The 26077-nt window shown below is 38.9% G+C and carries 21 protein-coding genes and 2 pseudogenes; 5 read left to right on the forward strand and 18 right to left on the reverse strand.

Features of this window, described 5'->3' with window-relative positions; translation table 11 throughout:
* From MSG66_RS06120 to MSG66_RS06130, 3 genes and pseudogenes are all read right to left on the reverse strand, one after another.
* The coding region (locus MSG66_RS06120; protein ID WP_324652964.1) for an ABC transporter transmembrane domain-containing protein at positions 1 to 1358 on the reverse strand (1358 nt) is incomplete at its 3' end.
* The gene (locus tag MSG66_RS06125) at positions 1355 to 2887 is read right to left on the reverse strand and encodes a TolC family outer membrane protein (protein ID WP_420714249.1); all 1533 of its coding nucleotides are present in this window, start codon (positions 2885 to 2887) and stop codon (positions 1355 to 1357) included. The genes MSG66_RS06125 and MSG66_RS06120, both read right to left, overlap by 4 nt.
* Before the next feature lie 522 nt (positions 2888 to 3409).
* Positions 3410 to 3745: pseudogene (locus MSG66_RS06130) on the reverse strand (TetR/AcrR family transcriptional regulator); the annotation flags it as partial.
* A gap of 462 nt (positions 3746 to 4207) precedes the next feature.
* On the opposite strand from MSG66_RS06130, the gene MSG66_RS06135 reads away from it, so the two are divergent.
* Positions 4208 to 5029 (forward strand): alpha/beta fold hydrolase, encoded by an 822-nt coding sequence (locus MSG66_RS06135; protein ID WP_197730936.1) that lies wholly within the window; start codon positions 4208 to 4210, stop codon positions 5027 to 5029.
* Between the two features lie 38 nt (positions 5030 to 5067).
* Positions 5068 to 5283 (forward strand): annotated as a pseudogene (locus MSG66_RS06140) (darcynin family protein); the annotation flags it as partial.
* A gap of 83 nt (positions 5284 to 5366) precedes the next feature.
* Here MSG66_RS06140 and MSG66_RS06145 read toward each other — a convergent pair.
* The 7 genes from MSG66_RS06145 to MSG66_RS06175 form a co-directional block, all read right to left on the reverse strand.
* Positions 5367 to 5873 (reverse strand): hypothetical protein, encoded by a 507-nt coding sequence (locus MSG66_RS06145; RefSeq protein WP_133975195.1) that lies wholly within the window; start codon positions 5871 to 5873, stop codon positions 5367 to 5369.
* Between the two features lie 128 nt (positions 5874 to 6001).
* Complete coding sequence (locus tag MSG66_RS06150; protein WP_324652968.1) at positions 6002 to 6478, reverse strand: hypothetical protein; 477 nt, start codon at positions 6476 to 6478, stop codon at positions 6002 to 6004.
* A gap of 35 nt (positions 6479 to 6513) precedes the next feature.
* Positions 6514 to 7083 (reverse strand): TetR/AcrR family transcriptional regulator, encoded by a 570-nt coding sequence (locus MSG66_RS06155; RefSeq protein WP_324652970.1) that lies wholly within the window; start codon positions 7081 to 7083, stop codon positions 6514 to 6516.
* A 680-nt stretch (positions 7084 to 7763) separates the two neighbouring features.
* Positions 7764 to 8255: a flavin reductase gene (locus tag MSG66_RS06160; RefSeq protein ID WP_003655947.1), complete on the reverse strand. Its 492-nt coding sequence runs from the start codon at positions 8253 to 8255 to the stop codon at positions 7764 to 7766.
* 187 nt (positions 8256 to 8442) lie between these two features.
* On the reverse strand, positions 8443 to 9486 hold the full coding sequence (locus MSG66_RS06165; RefSeq protein WP_324653005.1) for a methionine synthase: 1044 nt from the start codon (positions 9484 to 9486) through the stop codon (positions 8443 to 8445).
* 18 nt (positions 9487 to 9504) lie between these two features.
* Positions 9505 to 10491: a DUF1852 domain-containing protein gene (locus tag MSG66_RS06170; protein WP_324652973.1), complete on the reverse strand. Its 987-nt coding sequence runs from the start codon at positions 10489 to 10491 to the stop codon at positions 9505 to 9507.
* Between the two features lie 347 nt (positions 10492 to 10838).
* The gene (locus MSG66_RS06175) at positions 10839 to 11864 is read right to left on the reverse strand and encodes a fatty acid desaturase (protein WP_324653007.1); all 1026 of its coding nucleotides are present in this window, start codon (positions 11862 to 11864) and stop codon (positions 10839 to 10841) included.
* Between the two features lie 217 nt (positions 11865 to 12081).
* On the opposite strand from MSG66_RS06175, the gene MSG66_RS06180 reads away from it, so the two are divergent.
* On the forward strand, positions 12082 to 13089 hold the full coding sequence (locus tag MSG66_RS06180) for an AraC family transcriptional regulator (protein ID WP_324652975.1): 1008 nt from the start codon (positions 12082 to 12084) through the stop codon (positions 13087 to 13089).
* A gap of 59 nt (positions 13090 to 13148) precedes the next feature.
* On the opposite strand, the gene MSG66_RS06185 is transcribed toward MSG66_RS06180, so the two are convergent.
* The 8 genes from MSG66_RS06185 to MSG66_RS06220 form a co-directional block, all read right to left on the reverse strand.
* Positions 13149 to 14516, reverse strand: a complete 1368-nt coding sequence (locus tag MSG66_RS06185) for an amidohydrolase (protein WP_324652977.1) — start codon at positions 14514 to 14516, stop codon at positions 13149 to 13151.
* Between the two features lie 34 nt (positions 14517 to 14550).
* Positions 14551 to 15438, reverse strand: a complete 888-nt coding sequence (locus MSG66_RS06190) for a bile acid:sodium symporter family protein (protein WP_133975213.1) — start codon at positions 15436 to 15438, stop codon at positions 14551 to 14553.
* A 32-nt stretch (positions 15439 to 15470) separates the two neighbouring features.
* Positions 15471 to 16856 carry a long-chain fatty acid transporter gene (locus MSG66_RS06195; protein WP_324652980.1) on the reverse strand — a complete coding sequence of 462 codons (1386 nt, stop codon included), beginning with the start codon at positions 16854 to 16856 and terminating at the stop codon, positions 15471 to 15473.
* A gap of 396 nt (positions 16857 to 17252) precedes the next feature.
* A complete protein-coding gene (locus MSG66_RS06200; protein WP_324652981.1) occupies positions 17253 to 18515 on the reverse strand; it encodes a DcaP family trimeric outer membrane transporter in 1263 nt (420 codons plus the stop codon).
* A 110-nt stretch (positions 18516 to 18625) separates the two neighbouring features.
* Positions 18626 to 19672 carry an AbrB family transcriptional regulator gene (locus tag MSG66_RS06205; protein ID WP_324652983.1) on the reverse strand — a complete coding sequence of 349 codons (1047 nt, stop codon included), beginning with the start codon at positions 19670 to 19672 and terminating at the stop codon, positions 18626 to 18628.
* 49 nt (positions 19673 to 19721) lie between these two features.
* Entirely contained in the window at positions 19722 to 21221 is a 1500-nt protein-coding gene (locus MSG66_RS06210; protein WP_133975221.1) for a tripartite tricarboxylate transporter permease, read from the reverse strand.
* 12 nt (positions 21222 to 21233) lie between these two features.
* Entirely contained in the window at positions 21234 to 21677 is a 444-nt protein-coding gene (locus tag MSG66_RS06215) for a tripartite tricarboxylate transporter TctB family protein (protein WP_133975222.1), read from the reverse strand.
* Between the two features lie 57 nt (positions 21678 to 21734).
* Positions 21735 to 22787, reverse strand: coding sequence for a Bug family tripartite tricarboxylate transporter substrate binding protein (locus MSG66_RS06220; RefSeq protein ID WP_133975224.1), 1053 nt, complete (start codon positions 22785 to 22787; stop codon positions 21735 to 21737).
* Positions 22788 to 23521: 734 nt separating this feature from the next.
* Between MSG66_RS06220 and MSG66_RS06225 the strand changes: the two genes are divergently transcribed.
* Both MSG66_RS06225 and MSG66_RS06230 read left to right on the forward strand, forming a co-directional pair.
* Positions 23522 to 24451, forward strand: coding sequence for a LysR family transcriptional regulator (locus MSG66_RS06225; protein WP_133975226.1), 930 nt, complete (start codon positions 23522 to 23524; stop codon positions 24449 to 24451).
* Between the two features lie 276 nt (positions 24452 to 24727).
* Complete coding sequence (locus MSG66_RS06230) at positions 24728 to 26038, forward strand: MFS transporter (protein WP_133975230.1); 1311 nt, start codon at positions 24728 to 24730, stop codon at positions 26036 to 26038.
* Positions 26039 to 26077: the final 39 nt, after the last annotated feature.

Raw genomic sequence — 26077 nt, forward strand, 5'->3', positions numbered from 1 at the left:
CGTTGCATGAGTTCATCCAGACTTTGTTTAGCAACTTTCGCCTGCTGTAAACGTCCTAAAACACCCGTAATTTGTGCAATCGGCCCTAACATTCGTGAAGATAAAATTGAACAGGCCACTAAAGCACCCGTAGTCATTTCACCCTCCATTACCGCAAAACATCCAACCAGAACCACAATCGCATAGGTCAGACCCTGAAGCATTTGAGTCCATGACATTAAGGTACCGACAATTTTACGCTGTCTCATCCCAATATCGGCTGAAACTTCGTTCATGTGGTTCCACTGATTCTGGAAACGCGATTCGGCACGCAATAGCTTGATATCTTCAATACCCTGCACCGCTTCAACCAGAATTGCGTTACGGATTGAAGATTCTCTCATACCTTCCTGTGCAAGTTGCGCTAGCTTTTTCTGCACCAGAATACCCGGCAAAATCATAAGCGGAACAACCAGCAACATCACCCAGAACAGCTTGCCGCCAATGATGGCAAAGATGATCAGGAACAGGAAAAAGAATGGGAAATCTGCAATTGCACTAATGGTGGTTGAAGTCACCAGTTCACGAACACCTTCGAGTTCACGAATCTGGGAAATAAAACTACCGGTAGACTTTGAACGGTCTTTATTCTTGATTCTTAAGGCATGACCAAATACACGGTCAGAAACCCGTAAGTCAGCACGTTTACCAATAATGTCGGATAAATACACCCTTGATATACGTAAGGTAAACTCAAAAATAGCAGCAATGAGTACACCGCCCGCTAGAACCCATAAGGTTGGAATGGACTGTGATGGAACAACGCGGTCATAGACTTGCATTGAGAAAATAATGGTTGCCAATGCCAAAATATTGGCAATGAGTGAGGCAAACATAATATCAACGTAACGCTTCCAGTCTCTTAGAACAATTGACCAGAACCAGCTTGCTTCATACGGTTTGATATATTCATCAATACGTGCATCGGGAATAGAGGTTTCAGGACGCAGAATATAGACATTCTTAACCTTATCTTTTAAAGCACCTAAAGAGACATTCTGCGAAAGCCCTTGATCTCCACTAAACTGGATACTGACATTTCCTTGGGTATCTGCTTTATCAATAACACCGACTTGCCCGTCATTAAACTCGACCAAAACAGGTAGCCGCCACGGATTAAGTAAATCTAATGAAAAAGGCACTTTACGTAAATTTAGTCCAACTTGACGTGTCATTAACTGTAAAACATCATCAAGGTTTTGATTCTGGTTCCAGTCAAGTTGTAAACGGATTCTTTCTTCTGAAGGCTCAATTCGATAATGTTTAGCAATCGTTAAGACTGCCTGTAACCAGGGCTGGTAGTTTATTTTTGTCATCATGGTTGTACTTCGAACCCCTGAATTGAAATATTATTTAAGCCATAGGCTTGGCGGGAACGTCCTGTTGCCGAAATGTACTGAACAATACTGTTGTAAATGTCATAACGTGCAGATTCGAGTTCTGAATTGGCACTATGAATGGCCTGTTCTGCATTCAACAAATCGACCAATGAACGTGTCCCGAGCTTGTACTGCTCTTGATAAAGTTCACGTGTACGAACGGTTGTTGCCTGACGATTAGTCAGCACCTGCATTTGACGTTGTTTATTTTCAATTTGCTCACGGCTGGTTCTGATCTGGTCAAGAATATCCAGATAAACTGAATTGACCTGAGATATAGCTGCTTCTTCGGCATAGCTTGCCATTTTGACCTGAGAAGAAACTGCGCCACCTTGATAAAACTGACTGCTTGCTTCAAGCATGACGGAACTATATAGACCGTCATCCTTATCATTGTTTGGATTTCTGCCGTTAATGGCCTGACTTAAGGACCCTTTTACCGCCAAAGTCGGATACCGACTCAGTCGAGTCTGTTCCTTTTGTGCCTTGGCAACTTCCACACCCGCTTGAGCAGCAATCATTTTTGGGATGGTATTGAATTCAGGCTCACTATAGAGACCAGATTGCTTCACCAAATCATCAGGAATGACCCATACTTTATTAAAAACATCGACTCCTACCAGAGTTCTTAGATGTTGTTGGTACTGACGTAATAAGGATTGCTGAGCAATTAGTGTTGATTGTGCAGATTCTAAATATGTTTGTGCCTGAACTGGATCAGCTTGGCTACTAATGCCTGCATTTGCACGTAAATTAGCAATGTCCTGAATTCGTTGAATACCTGCAATTTGCTGCTCGGCAATTTTATTTAATTGAAGATAGCGCTGAATATTGACAATCGATTGCGCAACATCAAGTGCAATATCATCAATACTGACCAGCACATTGGCCTGCTCAACCTGAACCTTAGCCTGCTGAACCGATACACCTGATTTTACTTTGCCAAAATCAAAAAGCATTTGAGTTGCAGATAACGTGAGTAACTGTCTCCCCCGCTCACCACTACTCAAGTCACCTGTACTGATACCACCTGAAAGCTGGGGATAATAACCTGCCTTGGCAAAATCAATACCCGCGTTTTGGCCAGCTAAAGTTGAAATGGCTTGAGAAATATTAGGGTTTCGTTGAACTGCATATTGAATCGCATCAATTAAACTGACTTGATTGTTCCACATCGCAGTAGATGTTGGTAAATAGTTCCCATCATTTTCTAGCCGTTGAAATTGGCTCTGATCAAACCCTAAATTGCTTAATTTTTGAAAATCGACAGATCGGTAGCTTTCATCTGGCGTGGGTTTAAAGAGTTGAGAAACTTTTTTTGTTAAGCTTTTTCCTGAGTTAACAGACGCGGTATCTGCCTTTGTAATTGATATTGATACACTAGAAGCAATAAAAAAAAATATAAAAAACTTCGTACCTGATCTGATTATAAGTTGGAAATCATTGTGGAAAAAAGGCAATTTACTCATTAGAAGATCTAATCTCTTGAAATATTGTAAAACAATCCAAAACTCAGTTAAAAATTATCAAAAATATTAAATTCCATACTTTAAATAAATAATTTTCAGAATAATTTTCTTAGCAAAAAAATAAAGCAAAAAATGATTAATTTTTAACAATAGAAACTAAACATTTAATTTATTTATAATTTAAATTATAAAAGTGAGTTTTAAACACATATATTTAAAACTAATTAAACACCTATAAAAACTATAAAATTCAATTATTAGAATAAATAATTTCCATAAAAAAACCTACCTCTTGGGGAAGTGGTAGGCTATAAACTCTAATATATATACTTCTTCAAAAATATATTATTTATTTAAATTCATCAATAAGGATTAATTTAAAATAAAATTAAAACATATAATTAAAACACATCAAAAAAATAAAATATTTTCTATTTATTTTAGAGCACATGTGTTGTGCTTAAAAAAGGTTGCCAATAGTAACCCTTTTACATTGGCATCTTTATACAAAATATATGATCTTTATGTGAGATCTAAATAGCCAAATACAGCCTTTTCAACTCGCTGCTGTAAATGTTTTAAATCACGTTCCCCTGCTATGCCTGCCGCGTTAATCGTTCCTTTGCTTAAAGCAATTACATCTTGTGCGGCTGTCTGAGCGTGTGGCATACCAGAACGAATAAACAGATCAGAAATGATGGTCTCAAGCTCATGTTGAAGCTCGCTTTCCTCAAAGTCTTTTCCAATCAGTTCAGAAGCAAATTCTAGTGTTCGTGCCAACTGTGGACGACTCAATTGATGTTGCACAGCAGCCTGTATGATGAGCTTTAGTTTTTCCTTTAAATCTGCGGCGTCGTGTAGAGTACGAAAGTTGTTTATAAAAGAAGCACGATAAACCTTCTAAATGTCATAATTTTTAAGTGAAGTACCTATATCGTTACCATAAGTATGTAAGTTTACAATGCTTATGAATTTAGCTTACGTTAATAAATGAAGAGCCATTATTCTTGAAAAAGGAAATTTATTGGCATCCTTCATTTCTATATTCAGCATGATGTATTTGAAGAATATTAAAAGCAAAACACAATTGAAATAGTATAAAGCTTAACTAGTTTCTACACTGAAAAAATCATCTATCTGTGTCGTCCAACGTATGCTTTATTTAGGAATGACTCAATGAAAAAGAAATTATTTTTCAGCACTATTGGCCTCACAATCTTGATTGGTGCGGGTCTATTTATCGATCGAGATACTAATCCATTGAGTCATTATACATCTGATACAGGCAAGCTAAAATTTAAAAGAGCTTACGATCGAGCAATGGCGAACTTGCCCACGCCCAAAAAAACACTTGACCTAAAGACATCATATGGCACGGTTCGAGTTTATTATTTTGATAGTGGCAAGAATACAAAAGAACCCTTTGTACTACTACCGGGCCGATCAGCATCTACACCCATGTGGAGCCCAAACCTTGCGGGTTTATTAAAGAGTCGTTCAGTCTATACCGTCGACTTAATCAATGAAGCCGGAATGAGTAAGCAAACTAAAGCGATTACCAACGCTGAAGATCAAGCAAAATGGCTAGATGAAGCACTGACTCAATTGCCTGAGAGTAAGCTTCATCTTATAGGTGTATCTATTGGCGGTTGGACAGCAACTAACTATGTCGTGCACTTTCCCAATAAGGTAGCAAGTCTTAGTCTTATCGATCCTGTATTTGTATTTGATAATATTCCGCTGACCACAATCCTCATCTCAATTCCAGCATCAATTACTGTGATTCCAACACCTATACGCAATTATATGCTGAGCTATATTTCAGGAGGAGCCACGGTCAAAGCAGATGACCCCGTCGCGCAGCTCATTGAAACAGGGATGCATACGTTCTCAGTCAAGACACCAACACCAACACGGATTAGTAAAGAACAATTAAAACGTATCGATATCCCCGTCTTTGCTTTGATGGCAGGTCGCAGTGTTATGAATGACTCTGAAACTGCCGTTTCCAATGCGCAAGAGAGCCTAAAGAAAGGTACTGTAGATATGATTAAAGATGCTTCACATGCAATCAACGGAGAGTATGCTGATGAAGTAAATACCAAGATCATTCACTTTGTAGATACCGTAGCACCTATGTAATATCTTGCCTCTCATAAACAAAGATTACTCAATTGAGGAAGTACCCAACTGTAAAAATTCGCTGGTATGACGTTGAGACGTTTAGTACTAAAGCGAGTGATATTGCTGTGTTTGAGACGACATCTCTGCAAGATTATTATTTTGTGATTGATGCGATTCGAGACTCTGAGTTTTGCACAGTGCCCTACTTTGAGTTTGTAGAGATTATTCCAGCCATTGAGGATGGGTATGTGGAGTATGAAAGTTCTTTATAGAAGTTCCAGACGACCTAATTTTTTCGCACGACCAGTAGATAATCTAGTCATAAGCATAATAGAGAGGGATATAACATTAACTTTTACTCAAAATCAGGATATACAAAATCGTATTTCCCTGTTTTTATACGTTTTACAATATCATAAGGATTAATAACTACTCCAATTTCTGCTTTACGATTTTCTCCCTCTAATCTCCCTACACGAGTAAAGTCATTATCATTTATATGCCATACATACCAATTTTCAGATACTTTAATCTTCTCTGCACCAACTTGTGCTCCATAGTCATTCGTATCCCGAAAAAGAATATTAAAAAGATCACCAATTTCACTGGTATTTCCAACTTTTTCCCATAAGTTCATTTTTAGTCCAAGCTTAGTCACGCAATGAGCATAAAACTCTACTTCACCATTTACGATTTCCAATAAATCAATATCAGTTTCCAATGGGTATATTTTTTTAAAGACCCTAATCACATCACTATTTAGTTGAGTTAAATCAAAAGCAATCAATTGAAAATATTTTTTCTTATCATTGTCTACTTTAACAACAAAAATATCACCGATCTTGGTGTTTTTTCTTATCATTTTCGATTCCAAACTTTTCCCAATATTTCGGGCTAATTGATTTTCTACTTCAGTAGTATACTGCCACTTTGTCCAAGACTAAACTGATTAATTAAGCTCCTCCCCACTTGAGCTAATCAGGCAACTCCTCATAAAAAATTCAATTTCAATCTTTTAGCCTCCGCTTCATCCCCATACCACCACACAGGTATATCCTTGATCTTGGCTGACATTTCCTCATTTACTTCCTGATCTTTATCTAATAAAGGATCGTCTCCATTTTGGTACCTTGGCGTAACTATATTATTTATAAATAAATCATAAGTTTGTTGATGGCAGTTCGGACAACAGGGTAAAGATTGTAAAAAGCGTTTTAGGTTATTTTGATAATACTCTCTATAAAGTGGACCGCTATCTGGGATATCTGTAGCATCCTCATTTAAAATAGGATCATTACGTCCAGTGATCCATACAATCGTATGGCAATTTGCGCATTGTCCACCCATCGCTTCTGAAGAATGGTAATGAGCAGGTGGAATAAATAATATTCCTTTGTGCTCGAATCCCTTTTGATACCATGCCCCTATATTTAACTGACTTGCTGCGACTTGGCATAAAGTTCTCATTATTTTCTCCTTTTTAGAATGGATTTATTTAGTAACTATTTAATCTTAACAGTATTACCCCTCCCCCAAAACCTTTCCAATACCATATCCCTTTCTTCCACACTATTTGAACTCAACACTTTTAGCATCAAGCCATCAATTAGGTTTAAAACCATGTTTGCATCGGGTTTGAGTGTGTTGTTTTCCAGACTAAAAACCAAATCAAAAAGCTCTCGAAGTAGCCATTTTCGATATTCAACGGCCATGCGGTAAGCCGTTGGATAAAGCAGTTTTATTTCAAAAATAGCCTTAAACAAAAGGTGGTAAAGGCTATTTACATCGACATGTAAACGGACAATTTCTTTGAGTTTATCGGTTTGGCTTGCGTAACGGTGTGAATAGACAATTGCCAGTACTTCTTCTTTCAGTCGGCTTTTTTGAAAGCTTATACACGTTTCTATGAGCTTCTCTTTGGAGTGAAAGTAGTTATAAAGCGTAGCTTTCGGAATTTTAGTTTCTTTGGCAATTAGGTCTACTCCTGCATTATGGAATCCATGCGTCGTAAAAAGTTGGATGGCGGTTTGAACAACCTGTAATTTTTTGGAAGATATTTCTAAAGTTGGCATCGTTTTACCGTTATAAATTCTTGTTGTTTCTAAATGAGATAAAAAGCCTGTGCCCTTTCTGGGAGAAAAAAAGGCACAGCAAAGCCATAAGACGGTGCTTGGCACATCTCAAGTTTTGTTATTGCTAAGTTTTAAGTAAAAATGACTTAAAGCCTGAAAACCTTATGGCGTTCAAGCTGCTTTAAATTTTTAAGCTGTGTCGTTATAGCTTTTGGCACTGAGGGCCAAGAAATAATGGATGTGCATAGCCAACTCCTGATTTTGGGAGTTCTGCCAAAGCATTCATTTGGAATTATGGTGGCAGAACGAAAGAGGGTTGACAGACTGGCTTCGAGAACCCAGCACACCCGAAGGTGTCCCCCTTCCGTCCTACCGCTACAAAAAGGGAGACGAGTGGGTCTACATCAAAAAAACAAGTTTTTTCAATGTCCTCAAAGATCAGCCTGTCAAAGCCGGCTGGCAATGTGGCCAGCACGCAAAGCATAATCCGAGAGTTTAGAAGTGTCAATGTAGCTTTTATGACAAGTATTTAAATTTATTATTATTTTTCATTAGATTAACTTAATTATTATTTTAGATATTATATTCAATTGTATTTTTAAAGTTAGAGAGAAGCGATCCGTGCTTATTGATTTCTATCTTTTAACTTTTAATGTGAGAGTACACAGCGGAAAGTCAGTTTAGACAATCTCCGTCTGCCCCACTTGATGATAAGCACGGTTAAAATAAACCAAACTTTGGTCATGCTCGCTTTGTTTAATCGCAACAATCGGACAAATAAGAATAGTGTGCGTGCCCACTTGTTGAATTTGTTCAATCTCGCAGTCGAAACTGACCAAAGCATCATCTAACACAGGTGAACCTGTTTCTAGCTCAATCCATGCGCCATGTTTAAAGCGTTCTTCTGGCGTGAGTTTAGATGAAAATGCTTTTGAAATATGTTCGTGGTGTGCGCCTAAAACATTCACAGTTAAAATTTTGTTATCTAGGAAATGTGCATGTGAGCTCGCAGATTGGTTCATACACACCAATAATGTCGGTGGTGTGTCGGTCACACTACAAACAGCAGAGGCAGTAAATCCAAAACGACCAGACATGCCTGCCGTAGTCACAACACTAACCGCACTTGTGAGTAAAGACATTGCATTTCTAAAGTCTGTTGCTTGAACCATGACATTATTCCTAAATTGAATCGTACCTTATCCTGAGTGTTTGCTATACCGCCCAACTCCATCAGGAAGGTACTTTATCGACATGCGATCTGGTTAGAACGACATGTAGTAAGTAAAATGAGGGTTACTTGTTTGATTATCAACTGCCATCAAAAAAGTAACCCTTTATACCACTTATTGGTAAAGATTAAGCAGTAAGATCAAAACCAGTAAGTTCTCTGCGAACAATTTCTGCACCTGCACTTAAAGCATTTAACTTGCCACGTGCAACTTCACGAGAAAGAGGTGCCATACCGCAGTTTGTGCAAGGGTAAAGCTTATCGGCATCTACAAACTGAAGTGCTTTACGTAGTGTGTTAGCCACTTCTTCTGGTGTTTCAATTTGGTTAGATGCAACATCAATTGCACCAACCATGACTTTTTTACCGCGAATGAGTTCGAGTAAATCGATAGGCACATGTGAGTTGTGACATTCTAACGAGATGATATCGATGTTAGATTTTTGCAGTTTCGGGAAAGCTTCTTCGTATTGGCGCCATTCCGAACCTAATGTCTTTTTCCAGTCAGTGTTGGCTTTAATGCCGTAACCATAGCAAATGTGGACCGCAGTTTCACATTTTAGACCTTCAATTGCACGCTCTAAAGTCGCAACGCCCCAGTCATTTACTTCATCAAAGAATACGTTAAATGCAGGTTCGTCAAACTGAATGATGTCTACACCAGCAGCTTCTAACTCACGCGCTTCTTGGTTCAAGATTTTAGCAAATTCCCAAGCAAGTTTTTCACGGCTCTTGTAGTGACCATCGTAAAGCGTATCAATCATGGTCATTGGGCCAGGTAACGCCCACTTAATGGGTTGATTGGTTTGCTGACGAAGGAACTTGGCATCTTCAACAAACACAGGTTTTTGACGAGACACTGCACCTACAACAGAAGGTACACTTGCATCGTAACGGTCACGAATTCGAACTGTTTCGCGCTTCTCAAAATCTACGCCATTTAAGTGTTCAATAAACGTGGTCACAAAGTGTTGGCGGGTTTGTTCGCCATCGCTCACAATGTCGATGCCAGCAAGTTGTTGTTCGTGCAACGCCAAACGTAACGCATCTTTTTTACCTTCAATCAGGCCTTCGTTTTCGAGTTTCCAAGGCGACCAAAGCTTTTCAGGTTCTGCAAGCCAAGATGGTTTTGGTAAGCTGCCAGCAGTTGAAGTCGGTAATAATTTCATGATAAATGACCTATATGTTGATTAATTAGGAGCGTATTTAGCAGACCACTGCTCAAGAATCGCTTGGTATGGTTTGATAAATTGCTCTTCAACAAACTTCCCCTGCTCAATAGCCAAACGGCTACGTTCTTCTCGGTCATACACAATTCGAGTAAGTGAGTAATCTTCATTTTTCAAACTTGGCTGATAAGATTTCCCAGCAACTGAATTTGCATTGTAAATTTCAGGGCGGTAAATCTTTTGGAACGTTTCCATCGTGCTGATGGTGCTGATCAACTCAAGGTTGGTGTAATCACTTAATAAATCGCCTGTAAAATAGAACGCTAAAGGTGCAACGCTATTTTTCGGCATGAAATAGCGAACTTTTAAGCCCATTTTTTGGAAATATTCATCAGTTAATGAATAGTCTTCTTGCTTGTATTCCACACCCAAAACAGGATGTTCATTTTCAGTACGTTGATATTCTTTAGTTGTTGAAACACTTAGGCAAATCACGGGCGCTTTTTTAAAGTTTGCTCTGTAAGTCTCAGAGTTAATAAAGCTCTTAAATAAGTTGCCGTGCAGTTCACCAAAGTTTTCTGGTGTGCTAAAAGTCGACTGATTTTTATTGTGATCTAACAAGAGCACACTAAAGTCATAGTCACGTACATAAGACGAGAAGTTATTGCCAACAATGCCGTCAAGGCGTTCATTGGTCTTTTTATCAACAATATTGGTTTTCAATATTTCGATTAAAGGAAGCCCACTTGTACGATTTTCAGCTTCAATATTCATTTCAACTGAAATGATTTCAAGTTCAACGCCATAGCGGTCGCCTTTCGGGTTATCCCAATGAGCTAAGGCATTGAAACGATTGTCGATCATCCGTAATGTGTTGCGCAAATTCTCTTCGCGGCTCATCCCTCTCGCCAAGTTAGCAAAATTGGTTGTAATACGCGTATTGTCTGCTGGACGATAGTTCTCATCGAAACAAATACTCTTAATCGTAAATGTAAATTCTTTACTCATTGTGATCAGTACCCTAATTTCTGAGATAAACCTAAAAAAATTTCGAGCTCCTTTTAAACTTTCCAGCCTTGTCAGATTTGTGCCTTATGGTCTTATCAAAACTGAATTACTGGAGCGCTTCAGAGCATGAATAGATTTATACCGCAATCACAACATGAATAAAAATGATTTAGTCTCACTCAAAACTGAGTAAAATTCATGTTTAGGGTTTCTTTAGTTCTGTGACAGAACTAATTACTTCTCATAAAAAAACAAAATTCTTGAAAATTCCAAGGTTTAGAAAAAATTAATGGACTGAGTACTTCGTGCAGAACTCAGTCCATTCAAGCGAGCTAAGAATCAATTTGTTAAGTATTCGATTCAGATAAATCATTTACATTCCAACGATTTGCTCTTTTAAAGGTTCCGACATCGTTAAATCTAACACCCATATCACGCATGACTTTATGGGCAACAGGCGCAGTCATTTGTCGAATGTAGAAAGGCTCTTTCACTACAAAATGATGAATGGCATGCGTCGAACCAAAGTTAAAACAGAACAATTGGAACGGTATCATCCACCACGGTGTTAATACTTGCGTTTGTTGAATCACATTGCCCAATTCAACATCACCGTAGTAATGCATATTGCTTGTCACAAAGTGCAGACAGAAAGTACGCAGCACATTTGGCGCAATCCACACCACAGTCAGAATATTAATCACATGCATAACATTTAGGGTTGTAGCTGACCATGCGATCGGTGCATTTGCCAAGCTTGAGATCATATCAACTGCATGGAAGCCTAAAAAGATATACCAAAGTGACCAATGAATAATTCCAAGTGGAAAATAAGCTAAAAACGCACGTTTAAAAATAACTTTTCTAACAGTCCAATTGCTTGCAGCAATAATGCGTAGCAAAACTGCAAAGCCATTATCACCAATCGCGACGAGTCGGCGAATGCTCCACTGCTCTCCATTGGTGAGCGCTCTCTCTTCTAAATCAACTTCAGTGCCTGAATTTTTATGGTGATTAAAATGAAGCTCACGGCGTTTCCACGGGTTAATGGTACTTGGACGAGCTAACCACACTAAGCCCATCATTAAATGGTGTGCCCATGGTTTTTTTCTAAAATACATCCAGTGAATCAGGTCGTGTTCTAACTCATGGGTAAGAGATGCAAAAAATGCAATCATTGGAATTGCGAACCAAGCTGAAAGCTGATGATTGATATAGAGTACGGCTGTAGCAATCATTCCAACGAGGGAAACAAATAGAATCATCGCTCCTATCGCGTTTTGATGGTTCAAAATGGGATGGCATTTGCGTAAAGCCACACCTTCTGCCGTGACCACTTTTTTAATGTGTTCCGTTTTTTCGCTATCAGTCATTCCAGCGGGATTTTTATAAATATAGGTCATCCGTTATTCCTCAGTTTTCTCATGTTCCTACTTTATTTATATCTACCTTTGTATGCTTAACTCGAAACGCCAATCTATTAGCCATAGATGCCAAAATGTAAAAAGCGGAGATAAACAAAAGATCTTTTATTTTTGAAATCTTTTATAATGAGGTGAGGAATATGAGTCACAAGTTATAGGATATAACATGCCACAGACAGCAACGGCACTGGCTAGCTGGGTTAAAGCGATTCAAAAAGCGCTTGAGAAAGCAGGTGTGGATAGTCAAACTTTATTAAAACAAGCTGGTTTAGATGTTCAGGCCCTAAACGATCCAGATGCGCGCTATTCATTAAAAAATACAGCAACTTTATGGAAATTAGCCGTTCAAGTGACTCAGGACTCATGCTTTGGCCTTAAAGTTGCCAGCCAAGTCAATCAAAATACATTTCATGTGTTGGGCCATTCACTCATTACCAGCACAACACTAAAAGAAATGTTTTTAAGAATTATTCGTTACTTTCGTATAGTGACCGACATTCCTGAACTTGAGTTTTATGGCGAGGGAAAAAATCATTATTTCGTGATTCATGTTCCCGACGAAGTTCAACCCGAATCTATTGATGCTTTTATCTCTGTTTTTATTCGTTCAAGTCGCGCGTTACAAGGTTCTGTTTTTTCGCCATTACGTATTGAACTGAGACGCTCGGAACCCGAAGATCTAGAAACTTTTCAAAGTATTTTAAAAGCCCCGACTGTGTTTAATGCCCTCAAAGACATGATTGTATTTGACACAGCAACCATAGAGCAGCCTTTAGACGGTGGGAACCCTAGCCTCACCCAAGAATATGATGAGATTATTAATCGTTATCTCGCACGCTTTGATAAAGAAAATATATTGGCTCGTGTGAAAGTAAAACTCATTGAAAAATTATCTACAGGCGACTTTCAACAGCAAGACGTTGCGAAAAGTTTAGGCTTAAGTATACGGAGTCTGCAACGTAAGCTATCGGCAGAAAATACCTCTTATAGCGAGCTACTCGACAATACACGGCACGAGCTCGCGTTGTCTTATATCAAAAATTCAAGCCACAATATTACCGAAATTGCCTATATTCTTGGCTTTACCGATGTGAGTAGTTTTACCCGTGCTTTTCGACGCTGGACAGATTTATCGCCGCTACACTATCGGGAAAAGCATCTGTCTTGTTCTTAAATTTTTAAAAATTTTAGATAAAAAAAGATGCATTCATGTGCATCTTTTTTATGAACATCTTATTTTTTATTTAACAGTTCGAGCATCGACACTGTGGTGACTTTAGCCCCGACTGGCAAGGCTTTTAAATCTACAACATAGTTAGGACTATGCGGAATGTAAGGTGCGGGTTTGCCTTGCTTTACTGCATTTGCAAACACAACTGGATCTGCCACACCAATAAACATAAAGTTAAATGGAATGTCTTTTTGTTCACCTAACAAATGGTGAACATCTTCTGAACCCATAACTGGAGGAAAATTGGTTAAAACCTGTTTGTCGCCTAATAACGCTTTTAGTGGCCCATTTAAACGGGCAGAAAATTCTTTATTGTTGACTACAGGCGTGCTTGAACCTTTGAATGTAAAAGTTGGCAATTGATCTTTACCCATACCCTGCATTTGGGCTGTGCCTTCACTCATAAGCTTAATATTATTTAACATGGTTTCACGCACTTTTGGATCAAACCAGCGTAAGTTCATTTTGACCAATGCAGTCGAAGGAATCACGTTATTCGAATTTCCAGCTTGGATCGAGCCAATTGATAGAACTGCTGCTTGTTGTGGATCAACCGTATTTCCCATAATAGTCTGATATTGGGTAATCGCATTTGCAGCCATGCTAATTGGGTTTTTGGTTAACATGGGTAATGAGCCATGCCCACCTACACCTTTAAATAGAACATCAAGCTGATCGGTTCCAGCCATACGTGGTCCTGGTGCATTAATGACCACTCCAACAGGCGCTGGTGTGGTATGAACTGCAAAGAAATAATCGGGTTTAGGTAAATTGTATTTTGTCCACAAACCATCAGTCACCATGGCTTTAGCACCCGTTATAGGCTCTTCAGCAGGTTGTGCCACTAAAATAATGGTTCCGCTCCATTCCTTTTTCAAAGCCACCATGGTTTTTGCCATACTCAGCATCCATGTCACATGTGCATCGTGACCACACATATGGGCAACAGGTGTTTCGGTTCCATCATCGAGTTTTACCCGCACTTTACTTGCGTATGGTAAACCAGTTGCTTCTTGAACAGTATTGGCGTCCATGTCGGCACGGTACATGACCGTTGGCCCTGCACCATTTTTCAAAATGCCGACCACGCCTGTTTTTGCTATTCCTGTTTTAACATCAAACCCTAATGATTTAAGCTCTTTGGCAACAATGGCAGAAGTACGCGTTTCCATAAATCCCAATTCTGGGTGCTCATGAATGTCTTTATAGACCTTACTTAACCACTCTGTTTGACCATCAATAATGTTTAACGCTTTTTGTGAAACCGCTGGCAAAGTTGTTGGACTTGCTTCTGCATGAAGGACAGTTCCATAACCTGAAATCAAAGTCGACAACCCTAAAAATAGGCTGTTTTTAAAAAATTTGTTCATTATGAATAAAGCTCCGTTTTAATAATCTTTGCAGTTAGTTAATAATTATTTTGTTTTTAGCTAAATCTTTCTTTTCTAATCGATTCAATAATGTACCAAACAGCGTTGCCATTACATACATTAAGATTGAATACACGGCTGCTGGCATAGCTGCGTCTGAGCTCGCCATAACAGTTAAAGCAATTGTTAACGCTAAGGTACTGTTATGAATTCCTATTTCAAAAGCACAGGCTTTGGCTTGAAAGCTATTAATACCAAATAAACGAGGCACCAAATAACCAATCAAAAGACTACAAATACAGAAAAGTAAAGTTGCTCCACCCACTAGCCCAATGTAGTTGAGAAGTTTTTGATAGTCTTTGGCAATCGCGAGCGCAATAACAAAAAGTAAAAATACAATTGCGAAAACACGAACGGGGTTATTTAACCTTTCTGCAAATTTTGGTGAGAAATGTCTGATCAACATCCCAATAATGACGGGAACTAAAATAATAACAAACACCTGAATTATTTTAGAAAATTGCAATCCAACGTGTTGTTCACTTGCAACGAAATGTAGTAATGCAAAGTTCACAATCAATGGCAATGTAAAAGCAGCAAGCACTGAATTTATCGCAGTTAAAGTAATATTAAGTGCAATATCGCCCTTATATAAATAGCTAAATAAATTTGCAGTGGCACCCCCCGGTGAAGCCGCAAGTAACATCAGCCCGACAGCAATCATTGGTGGTAAAGCAAAAACCTTACAAATAACAAATGCAATACTTACTAAAATAACGAGCTGGCAAAACAATGCAACAAACACCGCTTTGGGGTGCTGGCGAACACGTTTAAAATCTTTGAGGGTTAATTCTAGCCCCATACCAGCCATAATAATGGCCAAAGCTATGGGTAAGAATATGGTAATTATCAATGAATCCATTCTCTATTTCCTCTTTTAATTTTTTGTATTATTTAGAATTTATAACCAATCTTGAGTCCATACCCAATCGAGTGATTATCCTTAAACTCCCCTACATAATAATCACTACCGGCCTGCGCGCCAAGCTGAGCTTTTGCATCACCTAGCCAGTAATATTTCACACCACCAGAAATAAAGTATTGTGGTGTTGGGCTAAATTGAGCACCAAATCCTAAATTATAATATCCATCGGTTGGGCCACCCGTTGAAACTTTATCGCCTACACCTGAGTCCCAACCGACCGAAACAGAACCTAACCATTTAGGTGAAAAACGTTGCCCTAACCCTAAATTTAAAGACCATTGGTCTTCATCATAACGAACCAAATTAAACCCTTCTGGACGGCTTGGCGTCGATAAGCCCCCGACAACTTTTGAAATTTCACCAAAACGATAAGGTTGTAGTGCCAAATCACTCCAGTTTACCCAGCGCAAGCTACCGAACAGTAAAGTTCCCTGACGTAAACCGGTTTGAAACTCTAAATTCACTGAGTCTGGAGATTTAAATTTGGTAGTACCAGAGCCTTCGTCATGAGGTAATTCTAAAATAATTTGATTTAAATAGTTTTTCTTTTGCTCGGTCATTTGCCCGATAGAAATCATATAGTCGAGATGTTGACTCACTAAATCGCGTCCTTGCTGAGTCGTTAACATATCAATTAACGGTGCATTTTCAGTCGCGTTTACTTTGTGGGTAATGGCAGAGCGATAGGTAAGTGAAACTTTAACGGCCTTTTCAGGAATTTGATAAGCCAGTCCAGCTAACCAACCCCAATCGCCCACAGTTTTAGTTTGAAAGTCATAGCCATTATAAAGACTAAATATATTTCCTCTTAAACTAACCTGACTTTTGAAGGTTTGATAAACCGGCCCTGCAAAAATATTCCAGTTTTTATTAGGCTGATATCCGGCAATGAAACTGAAACTTTGCATATCAAATTCTGATTTAGCATTTCCGGTAGGAACTTGACCAGAAGTCGCATTTGCAAGACTTGTAGACGTAATACCGGGAAGCATAACTGTATCTTTCGGCGTTGCTACAAAACCATTTACGCCAGAATATTCGGTGTCAGCTCCAAAAGGTTGATCGTAAAGCAACCCAAATGAATACTGCGGTGCAAGCTGAAACTTTAAAGCCGCAGTTGGCCGATAATCTGTATTAGCGATATCAGAAAGTGGTTGATGTGAAGGGTTCGTACCAGATTCCACTCCTTTTAAATCTGTATCTGTCACGCCTAAACTGGCTTCAAAATAATTTCCCGGTTGTAAAAATGCTGAGACGGATTGGCCTGTTTTATCAAATGCCGCAGCCTGTAATGCACTTGTACAAATTGAAGCGATTCCCAATACTAATGTTCTATTTCTTACTACAAAAATCATGGATCCATCCTGGATTTTTTTATTTTGATTGTTCACTTTATTTAGATTTTGAGTGGTGTGCTTAGCCCCAAACGCCAATTCGTTGACTGTGGATGCCATATTTAAAAATTATAAGATTGCCTCTCTGAAATGAGATAAGTGCTTTTGAACTCAAGATTAAAGACTCTGATGATTTAAAACTTTCAGATAATTTTTTAAGAAACTTTTGTATTTATTGCTGTTGATATTAAAACGCATGATAAATTCCCCAATCCTTCATATCTCTATAAATCACGGCACACCAAACTAGAAATGCTAAAGTGATGATATTTATATACCTTCGCTTTAGCTTATAAAGTTATCGGATATATAGTCACTGGTTAAGATAGTACATACATCAGCAATGTAAGCTTTCATCTAAAATTCATATTTCGCCATCATTTCTATGCGCTTATCTTTCCCTACTTGCTGGCTTACCGTGTTGCGCTCGCCATAGATATATTCAACCCCAAAAGTTAGGGGTTTATTGGGTTTAAACATCAGATTAGCCCAGCTCTGTTGTAACTTCTTATTTGCATCTTTTGTTATTACGTCTTTATCTTCATAGATCAGTGCACCATGTCCTATTGTGCCCCTTAGTTTTTTATTAAATTGATAAGTAAGGCCCATTTGAAATGCATCAAAATCAATTAATTCGACATCATCTCCGTTTTGAATATGACGGACATTATCAGAAGTAGCCAGTAATAATTTATTGTCTCCAGAAACATGCGAATAGTTGCTATTAAATAATAAGGATGGCGTGATTTTATAACGAAGACCTAGTGCAGCCCCCCATCCCATTTTAATTTCATCATTTTCATTACGTAGACGTACTTCTTGAATCAGACCCCGTGCAGTCATTACACCTTTATCAGTGGCAAATTCATATTTCAATTTACTTGCCAGTAAAGGCAGACGGTTCTCATCATTGCCTTTTTCTAAACTTAAGAAATAAGAGGTGGATGTATTGATTGGCCCTGAATAACGCACCATTGGATTACGATTGGTACCCCCACCTAAAGCGGTATTTGAATCTAGCATTTCTGGCGCGGTTTCAGTGGAAAGAAAAGTAGACGTCGTTTGACCGATCAACCAACGATCATAATTTAAATAGACATGTCGCAGACGGGCATTATCTTTATTCGGTCCACCACGGAAATCTATTTCAAGTTTTCCTTTTAACGTTTGTTCTCCTACAGGAGTGCTAAAATCTAAACCAATACGAGAGGCATTTACGGTCGAATCCAAGCGATCTTCAGTAGATTGCTTATCAGGATCTCCTTCTAGTAACACACTATTAATGCGGTTAAACATACCTTTCGCACCTTCAAACTGATAGGCAGTATCAGCACGAACAAATCCGTACAAATTCACATCAGCACCGGATTTTGTTTGCCATTTGAATATAGCTTGATTATTTTTTTCTGCCGGCGCGCCAACACTTGCTGTAGGTACGTATGGAACCTGTACGCTAGTCACAGGTGTTGCTTGTTGAGCCTGAAGCATTTGTCGAAGTTCACTCACTTCAGTACGCAATTGTTCAATTTCACTATTCTGGTTGGCATGAGTAAATGTAGTAATAGTCGTCAAGCTAGCTATAAATACCGTTAGTCGAGTCTTAGGTGACTTCAATTTCATTTTAAATTCCATTTGTTTTATTTCAATAAAGCGTGGTGTTCATCCATTTACAAAAATTGTAGATATACTCTCCCCTTAAATAGCCTTTTCAGCTGTTTGAAATGTCTTACTTACTTTTTAGATTTAAAAAACAGTTGAAGACTGCGTTGATAAAAGAAATGTGTAGTGAGAATTACAAAAATTAATCTTGAGAGTTGAAAGGCAACTACAATAGGCACCGTGAGTCCTAAAGCTTTAGCCATCAGTGACATTTCTGCGATGCCTCCAGGGGAAAGGCCTAAAATCAAGATTTGTTTTTCCGTATGGCTTAAGTTGACCAGTAATAACGCAAAGCTGATCGATAACACCAAAGCCAGCAGATTGAATATCAATGTTATCCCAATGAATTTTTTATTTTTTCTTAAAAAGCTAAATGGAAATTTGCTGCCTAATGACCAACCAATACAGACTTGACCAAAGGCAGTAAACCATTCAGGCAATTTCATCTGCAGTATTCCACAAAATGACAATAACCCGATAATGGCGAGTGGCCCCAAAATCCAAGCATTCAAAAGATTAAAAAATTGAAAAATCTTACCAACAAATAGGGCCAGACAAAACAGCAATACGACCTGAAAAAAGCTAAATTGATCCGACACTGGTATATTTAAACCAGTCCATTCGACATGAAAATAAAGCTCCATAAAAATTGGAACCAGCACAACCAAAATCACAATTCTCAAACTATGGGCAGCAACGACTTTCTCAACTTGAGCTTGATGCCGTTCTGCAATATTCACCATTTCACTGGCGCTACCAATGGCAGAAGAAAACCATGCAGTTGCCCAATCCAAGGCATTCACTCGATATTGCAAACCAGCCAGTAACGTACCCAACGCAAGTGACCATGCCAACCCAATTAGAATAAAACCCCAATATGCTGCCACTGCCTGTACCAAGGCTGGTGTAAAGTATAAGCCTAAGGCCATACCAATAATGACCTGCCCTATGCGTCGCCAATGGGGATCACAGGCAAGTGGATGACTAACGCTACCGAACAATAAAGCCGTCAATAAAGGCCCAAGCAACCAAGGCAGGGGAATATGTAAATATTTGGCAATTAAAGCTCCGACCAGAGCAATTGCTAATCCTTTGAGATTTGAGCTTATTTTTTCCATAATTCTGAGCAATAATAGTCAACGAATGCTGACTATTATTGCTGTCCTATTAAGCTTGTTGTTTTTTGATAAACAAGTACTTACGAACGATTGGCAAGATTACTAACAATCCTGACATGATCCAAAGCCCCATACTGATGTTACTGCTCCACAAGATGCCAAGTTCCCCTTGAGAAATCGACAAGGCACGGCGTAAATTTGATTCCATCAACTCTCCAAGTACGAAACCAAGAATCAGCGGTGCTAATGGGAAATCAAATTTTCGTAAAATATATCCAAATACACCCAAGCCCATACATAACAACAAGTCAAAGATATTGCTATGAATAGCATACACCCCAACAAAGCTGACACTTGCAATGATCGGGATCAGAATATAATTAGGAATACTTAACATGCGGGCAAAGAAACCTACCAGTGGCAAGTTCAATACCAACAGAATGATATTACCCACCATTAAAGATGCAATCAGTGACCACACCAGTACAGGTTGCTGAACAAATAACTGTGGACCTGGTGTTATGTTGTACATAAGCAACGCGCCCATCATCACCGCAGTCGTCCCCGAGCCTGGCACACCTAGTGTCAACATTGGTACAAATGAACCACAAGCTGCTGCGTTATTAGCACTTTCGGGTGCAGCAAGCCCACGTAAGTCACCTTTACCAAATTTGCTACTATCCTTTGCCATTTTTCGTTCAGTGGTATAAGCCATTGCACTTGCAACTGTTGCACCGGCTCCAGGAAGAATGCCCAAGAAGAAGCCAATCACTGAACTGCGAATAATAGTAAATAAAGAGAAAAAGAACTCTTTGAGATTAAAAAGTGAACGTTTCCCTTGCTTTAATGCAACGTTACCAATCGTGGTACGTTCAAGCAATAATAAAATTTCACTTACACTAAATAAGCCAATAACCAAAGTAGTAAAAGCAATTCCGTCACTTAAACCCACGCTATTAAAAGTAAAGCGATACACACCTGTAATTGCATCCATTCCCACAGTTGAAAGCGCTAAGCCCATGAGTGCCATAATTAAGGTTTTAAATGGTTGTGTACTGACTAAACCTGTTAAACAGACAATTGCAAAGACCATCAGGGCAAAATATTCAGCTGGACCAAAGGCAATTGCCCATTTCGCCAATATAGGAGCGAACAATACAATCCCGATAAAGGCAACAGTACTCCCAACAAAGGAACTGACCGATGACAAAGACAGTGCGATTCCGGCTTTTCCTTGCTGTGCCAATGGATAACCATCTAGCGTGGTCATAATTGCCCCAGCATCTCCGGGTACATTTAATAAAATTGCTGAAATACGTCCGCCATATTCACAGCCCAAATAAACTGCTGCCAATAAAATCAAGGCACTATCTACGGGTAAACCCAAGGCGTAAGCAAACGGCAATAAAATTGCCACACCATTAATTGGACCTAAACCTGGCAATAACCCTACAATTGTTCCAATAAATGCGCCAATAAAGGCAATTAGAAGATTCTGCGGTTGCAAGGCAACCTCAAACCCCATCATTAAAAAATTTAATACATCCATATCGGGTCATCCTTAACCAAAAAATCCAAGTGGTAATGGCACATCCAAGAAACGGTCAAACATATAGTAGGTACTCATGCTAAGTACCAAACCTGTCACCAAAACCGGTATGGTTTTGCCATGGAAAAGTTTGCCCAGTGCAATGGTCATTAATAGAGTTGCAACAATAAAGCCTAGCCATTCAAAAACTAATGCATATAACGTTAAAGCCACCGCACACAACGCTAACTTAACGACTAAGTGTTTTGTCCACCCCAACTCAACGGGTTCAAACATAATGGCCGGTCGAATAGTTAGATACGCTGCACTCGCTGTAATTAACCCCATTAATAAAATAGGAAAAGCTTTAGGGCCTACTGGATCGTAGGAGATTGGGGCTTCAAAATTGCTTGCATGAATCAACAAAAATAATCCGCAAACCGTAATAATGGCCGTAAGAATCCGTTCAGATTTCATCCTCTATCCTCAAAAAAAAGCTGAGCTGAAAAATAGCTTCCCTGCTCAGCCTGTTTGCTATTTTGATAATTTATATTCTTGCGACAACTGACGCATTTCTTCAGTCTGCTTATATACATAGGCAGTGAGTTCTTCACCCGTCAGCTGAAATGGGAGTAAATCTTGATTGTTACGTACTGCCTCAAATTTCTGGTTTGCCATCATTTTATCAAAGGCATTTTTCCACCAGCCATAGGCTTCATCACTGACCTGTGGTCCCATATAGAAACCACGAATTACCGGCCACTCTATGTCATAGCCCTGCTCTTTTGCGGTAGGTAATTTTGAGAACTTCCCGTCTAAACGCTTGTTTGCAAAAACTGCCAAAACCCGAATATCGCCAGACTCTAGGTATGAACTTACTTCACTGATATTCCCTACCCCAACTTGAATATGCTGTCCCAGTAATGAAGTCAGCACTTCCCCACCACCTTCAAGTGCAACAAATCTTAAATTGGCCGGACTAATACCTGCTTTTTTTGCCAACATGGCTGTTTGCATCCAGTCTTGACCACCCACACTTCCAGCACCACCAAAGCTAAGTGCTTTTGGGTTTTCTCGTAGTACTTTCATCAAGTCATCAAGGTTTTTCAGCGGTGAGTCTTTATGTACCGAAACCAAACCATAATCGACGGCGACCCCAGACAACCATTTCACATCTTTTTCAGTGAAGTTTCCGAATTTTCCTTGTGCCAAGTTCAAGAGTGAACCAGTCGAAAATGCAACCACGGCATCATTGTTAGCAGGATCACTGTTTACGATCTTATTATAGGCTACGGCACCTACCCCGCCTGGCATATAGGTTACGCGTATTGGGTCTTTGAGCTGGTCTGTTTGTTTAAAGCCAGATTGGATTAATTTACAAGTCATATCAAACCCACCACCCGGCTTTGCTGGGGCTATACATTCCGGACGTTTTGGCTGACCAGCCTCTTTAGAAGCATTTCCTGAACCACACCCAGCCATTGTCACACTGACGCATGTTAATGCGAGTAAAGTTAAATTTTTCATGTTACATACATCCTTATAACGTTTTGCTCTATTCATATTTTGATTTTTACCAATCGCCATAATCGACCTCCTTGGCACGATCATGTTTACCGGTTTTTAGTTTTAATCTTGTGTTTTGAAATGCGCTCTTTCACAGCGAACTTCAGCAATGCTGCGTTACTATAAAAATTACGAATCAACCGACTAAAAGAAATAGCTAAGTGGAGGGAAAGTTATGACAATCACCAGATCTATAATGAGTAATTAAAACCTTTGCAAAAATATCCAAAAATACTGGTTTTAATTAATACTGATGAATAACAATAAGATAATAAAAAAGTAATCTATTGAGTTGTCTTTTGCATATCCATGCTATGGGTAACGTTTAATATTCAAATAAATAAACCTATTTACCCAATCTTTCCTTCTGACCAAGTGAGCAAAATACTCATACGTTTTTCCAATAGTTATTTAATCAGGTACGCTTCTTCATAATTTGCAAACCCATCATATTTTTTAATGCATCATGCATTTAATGCTCTCCCTTTCTAATTTGAGGAGATTAAAGCACAGAATAAGAAATCATCGTGATACCAACAATTTAAAGGGGGCATTAGTAAAATTAAATAGGCTTAAAAATCCAAGCAAAGGGAGTGAGAGAAACTGAAAAGGATCGTTTTATTATTCTTAGAATATAAAGTTAAAGATCACTTTTATGAGAATGGATAATTATTTATAAGAGAATATACAGCTGTTAATATACAAAAAATCTATGAAAATTTGGCGCTTACTAAAATTAATACGGACATTTATATATGGAAATCAAGCAAATAAAGTATTTTTTGACGGTCGTTGAAGCAGGCAGTATTGGTAAAGCAGCCCAAAAACTTGATGTTGGTGCTTCAGCAATTAGTCAACAAATTAGTAAACTAGAACAAGAGTTAAGCATTCGCTTGCTGCAGCGTAATGCCTTTGGCGTCACACCTACTCCTGCTGGTCTCGCCTTTTTAAAACATTCTCAACTCATTTTACGACAGATTAACTTTGCTGTTGATGCTGCTCACTCTGCAAGGCTTTCAGGCCATGTCAGCTTAGGTTTTCCACCCACCATTACCGCCTTAATTGGCATCCCTTTAATGAAATTAATGTCTGAACGTTATCCAGATATTCGTCTAGAGATTGTCGAAACACTGTCGGGTAACCTGATTCAATCCATTAATTCGCGTCAGCTTGATATTGCCATTATTTTTACCAATGAAATTGATAAGCAATGGTCAATACAACCATTGGTACGCGAGCAAATGTATTTAATGGCACGAAAAGAAGTACTAGAAAAATACGGTCTTGCCGAATGCATCAAAAGTGGAATTATTCAGTCTCAACAAATTGGTGACATTCCTTTAGTGCTGCCACGCCAGCGTCACAGTTTAAGAAAATTACTTGAACACAAGATTGGACAGCTTAATGTCGTCTATGAAATTGATGGTCTACACTTACTCATGGATAGCCTGATTCATCTTGAACTTGCCAGCGTCCGCCCCGGAAGTGCTTGTCTGCAAGAATACAAACATAAGCTTCAATTGCTCAAATTGGTTGATCCAGAAGTTGAACGAATCAATTACTTGGTTAGCCTTGCCGAAGAAGAATTATCCCCTGCGGCACTCGCTGCTAAGTCAGCAATTAAAGCGTGTGTGAAAGAGCTTATTCAAAATCAAATCTGGCCTTGTTCTGAAATTATTTTATAAAAGGTCATTAATTATATTAAACACCCAATTAATTTTGCCCTCTCACTCCCTCCTGCTTTTTGAGATTACATTTTTGTCCGAATGATAAGTGGTTTTCTGTTTATCGAAATATAGATGTGTAGTTTGAACTGGAAACAAGACATCACATTTTCTACGAAGGGTCTCTCTAAATCTCATCTCAAACCCATTTTTATTTAGGTTTATTGATTGAACCGATTTAGGTCCGACCTCGAAAATCGTGAATGTTTCCATTCTGTCAGGCCAAGGAGGTCTTCAATGGATGTCGTGAATAACCCTAGGGCTACTTTAAAAAAAATATTAAATGTAACGAGTGGCAACTTTTTAGAACAGTACGATTTTTTTCTTTTTGGTTTCTATGCCACTTATATCGCAGCAAAATTTTTCCACTCTGAAAATGAATATGTCTCTTTAATGATGACATTTACCGTATTTGCTGCGGGCTTTCTTATGCGCCCTCTTGGCGCTATTTTCTTGGGTGCTTATGTCGACAGAGTTGGACGACGTAAAGGTCTTATTGTGACCTTAAGCCTTATGGCAATCGGAACCATCTTAATTACCTTTGTGCCAGGTTATGAAACCATTGGTATTATTGCGCCAATTTTGGTGGTGATTGGACGCCTATTGCAAGGCTTCTCGGCAGGCGTTGAATCTGGCGGTGTTTCTATTTATTTAGCTGAAATTGCAACAGATAAAAACCGTGGATTTATCACAAGCTGGCAGTCTGGCAGCCAACAAATTGCGGTTGTGTTTGCTGCATTACTTGGCTATTGGCTTAACACCATTTTAACTACTGCTCAAGTGGGCGAATGGGGCTGGCGTATTCCGTTCTTAATTGGCTGTTTGATTATTCCTTTAATCTTTTTATTCCGCCGTACTTTAGAAGAAACCGAAGACTTTAAAGCTCAAAAAACTCATCCAACTTCTAAAGAGATTTTCAGCACACTGGTGAGCAACTGGCGTATTGTGCTTGCCGGTATGATGATGAGTGCCATGACCACAACAACGTTCTACTTTATTACGGTTTACACAACAGTATATGCAAAACGTACTTTAGAAATGTCGGTAACCGATAGCCTTTTAGCGACTGTATTTGTTGGTTTGTCGAATTTCTTCTGGTTGCCAATTGGTGGTTTACTTTCAGACAAAATTGGCCGTCGTCCTATTTTAGTCGGTATTACTACCCTTGCCATATTTACAACTTATCCAGTTTTAAGCTGGTTAGTAAGTGATATTAGTTTTTCTAACCTCCTCATTACGCTTGCGTACTTCTCATTTTTCTTTGGTATGTACAACGGAACTATGGTGGCAACACTAGCCGAAGTGATGCCAAAACGTGTACGTACAGTCGGCTTCTCTTTAGCGTTTAGTCTTGCAGCCGCTATTTTTGGTGGCATGACCCCCATTGCCTGTACATATCTTGTTGAAAACACGGGTAATGCAAGTGCACCAGCATTCTGGCTGATGCTCGCTGCGGTATGTAGCCTCATCTCAAGCTTATATCTATGCCGCGGTTCTCAACAGAAAAATTCTGAAGCAATTGCTGAACCTGTGAAGGTTAGCGCTTAAAACAACTACTTAACCTGAAATTTTACTGAACAGTACGGC

The organism is Acinetobacter sp. IK31, from assembly GCF_035615195.1.
Lineage (GTDB): Bacteria > Pseudomonadota > Gammaproteobacteria > Pseudomonadales > Moraxellaceae > Acinetobacter > Acinetobacter calcoaceticus_C.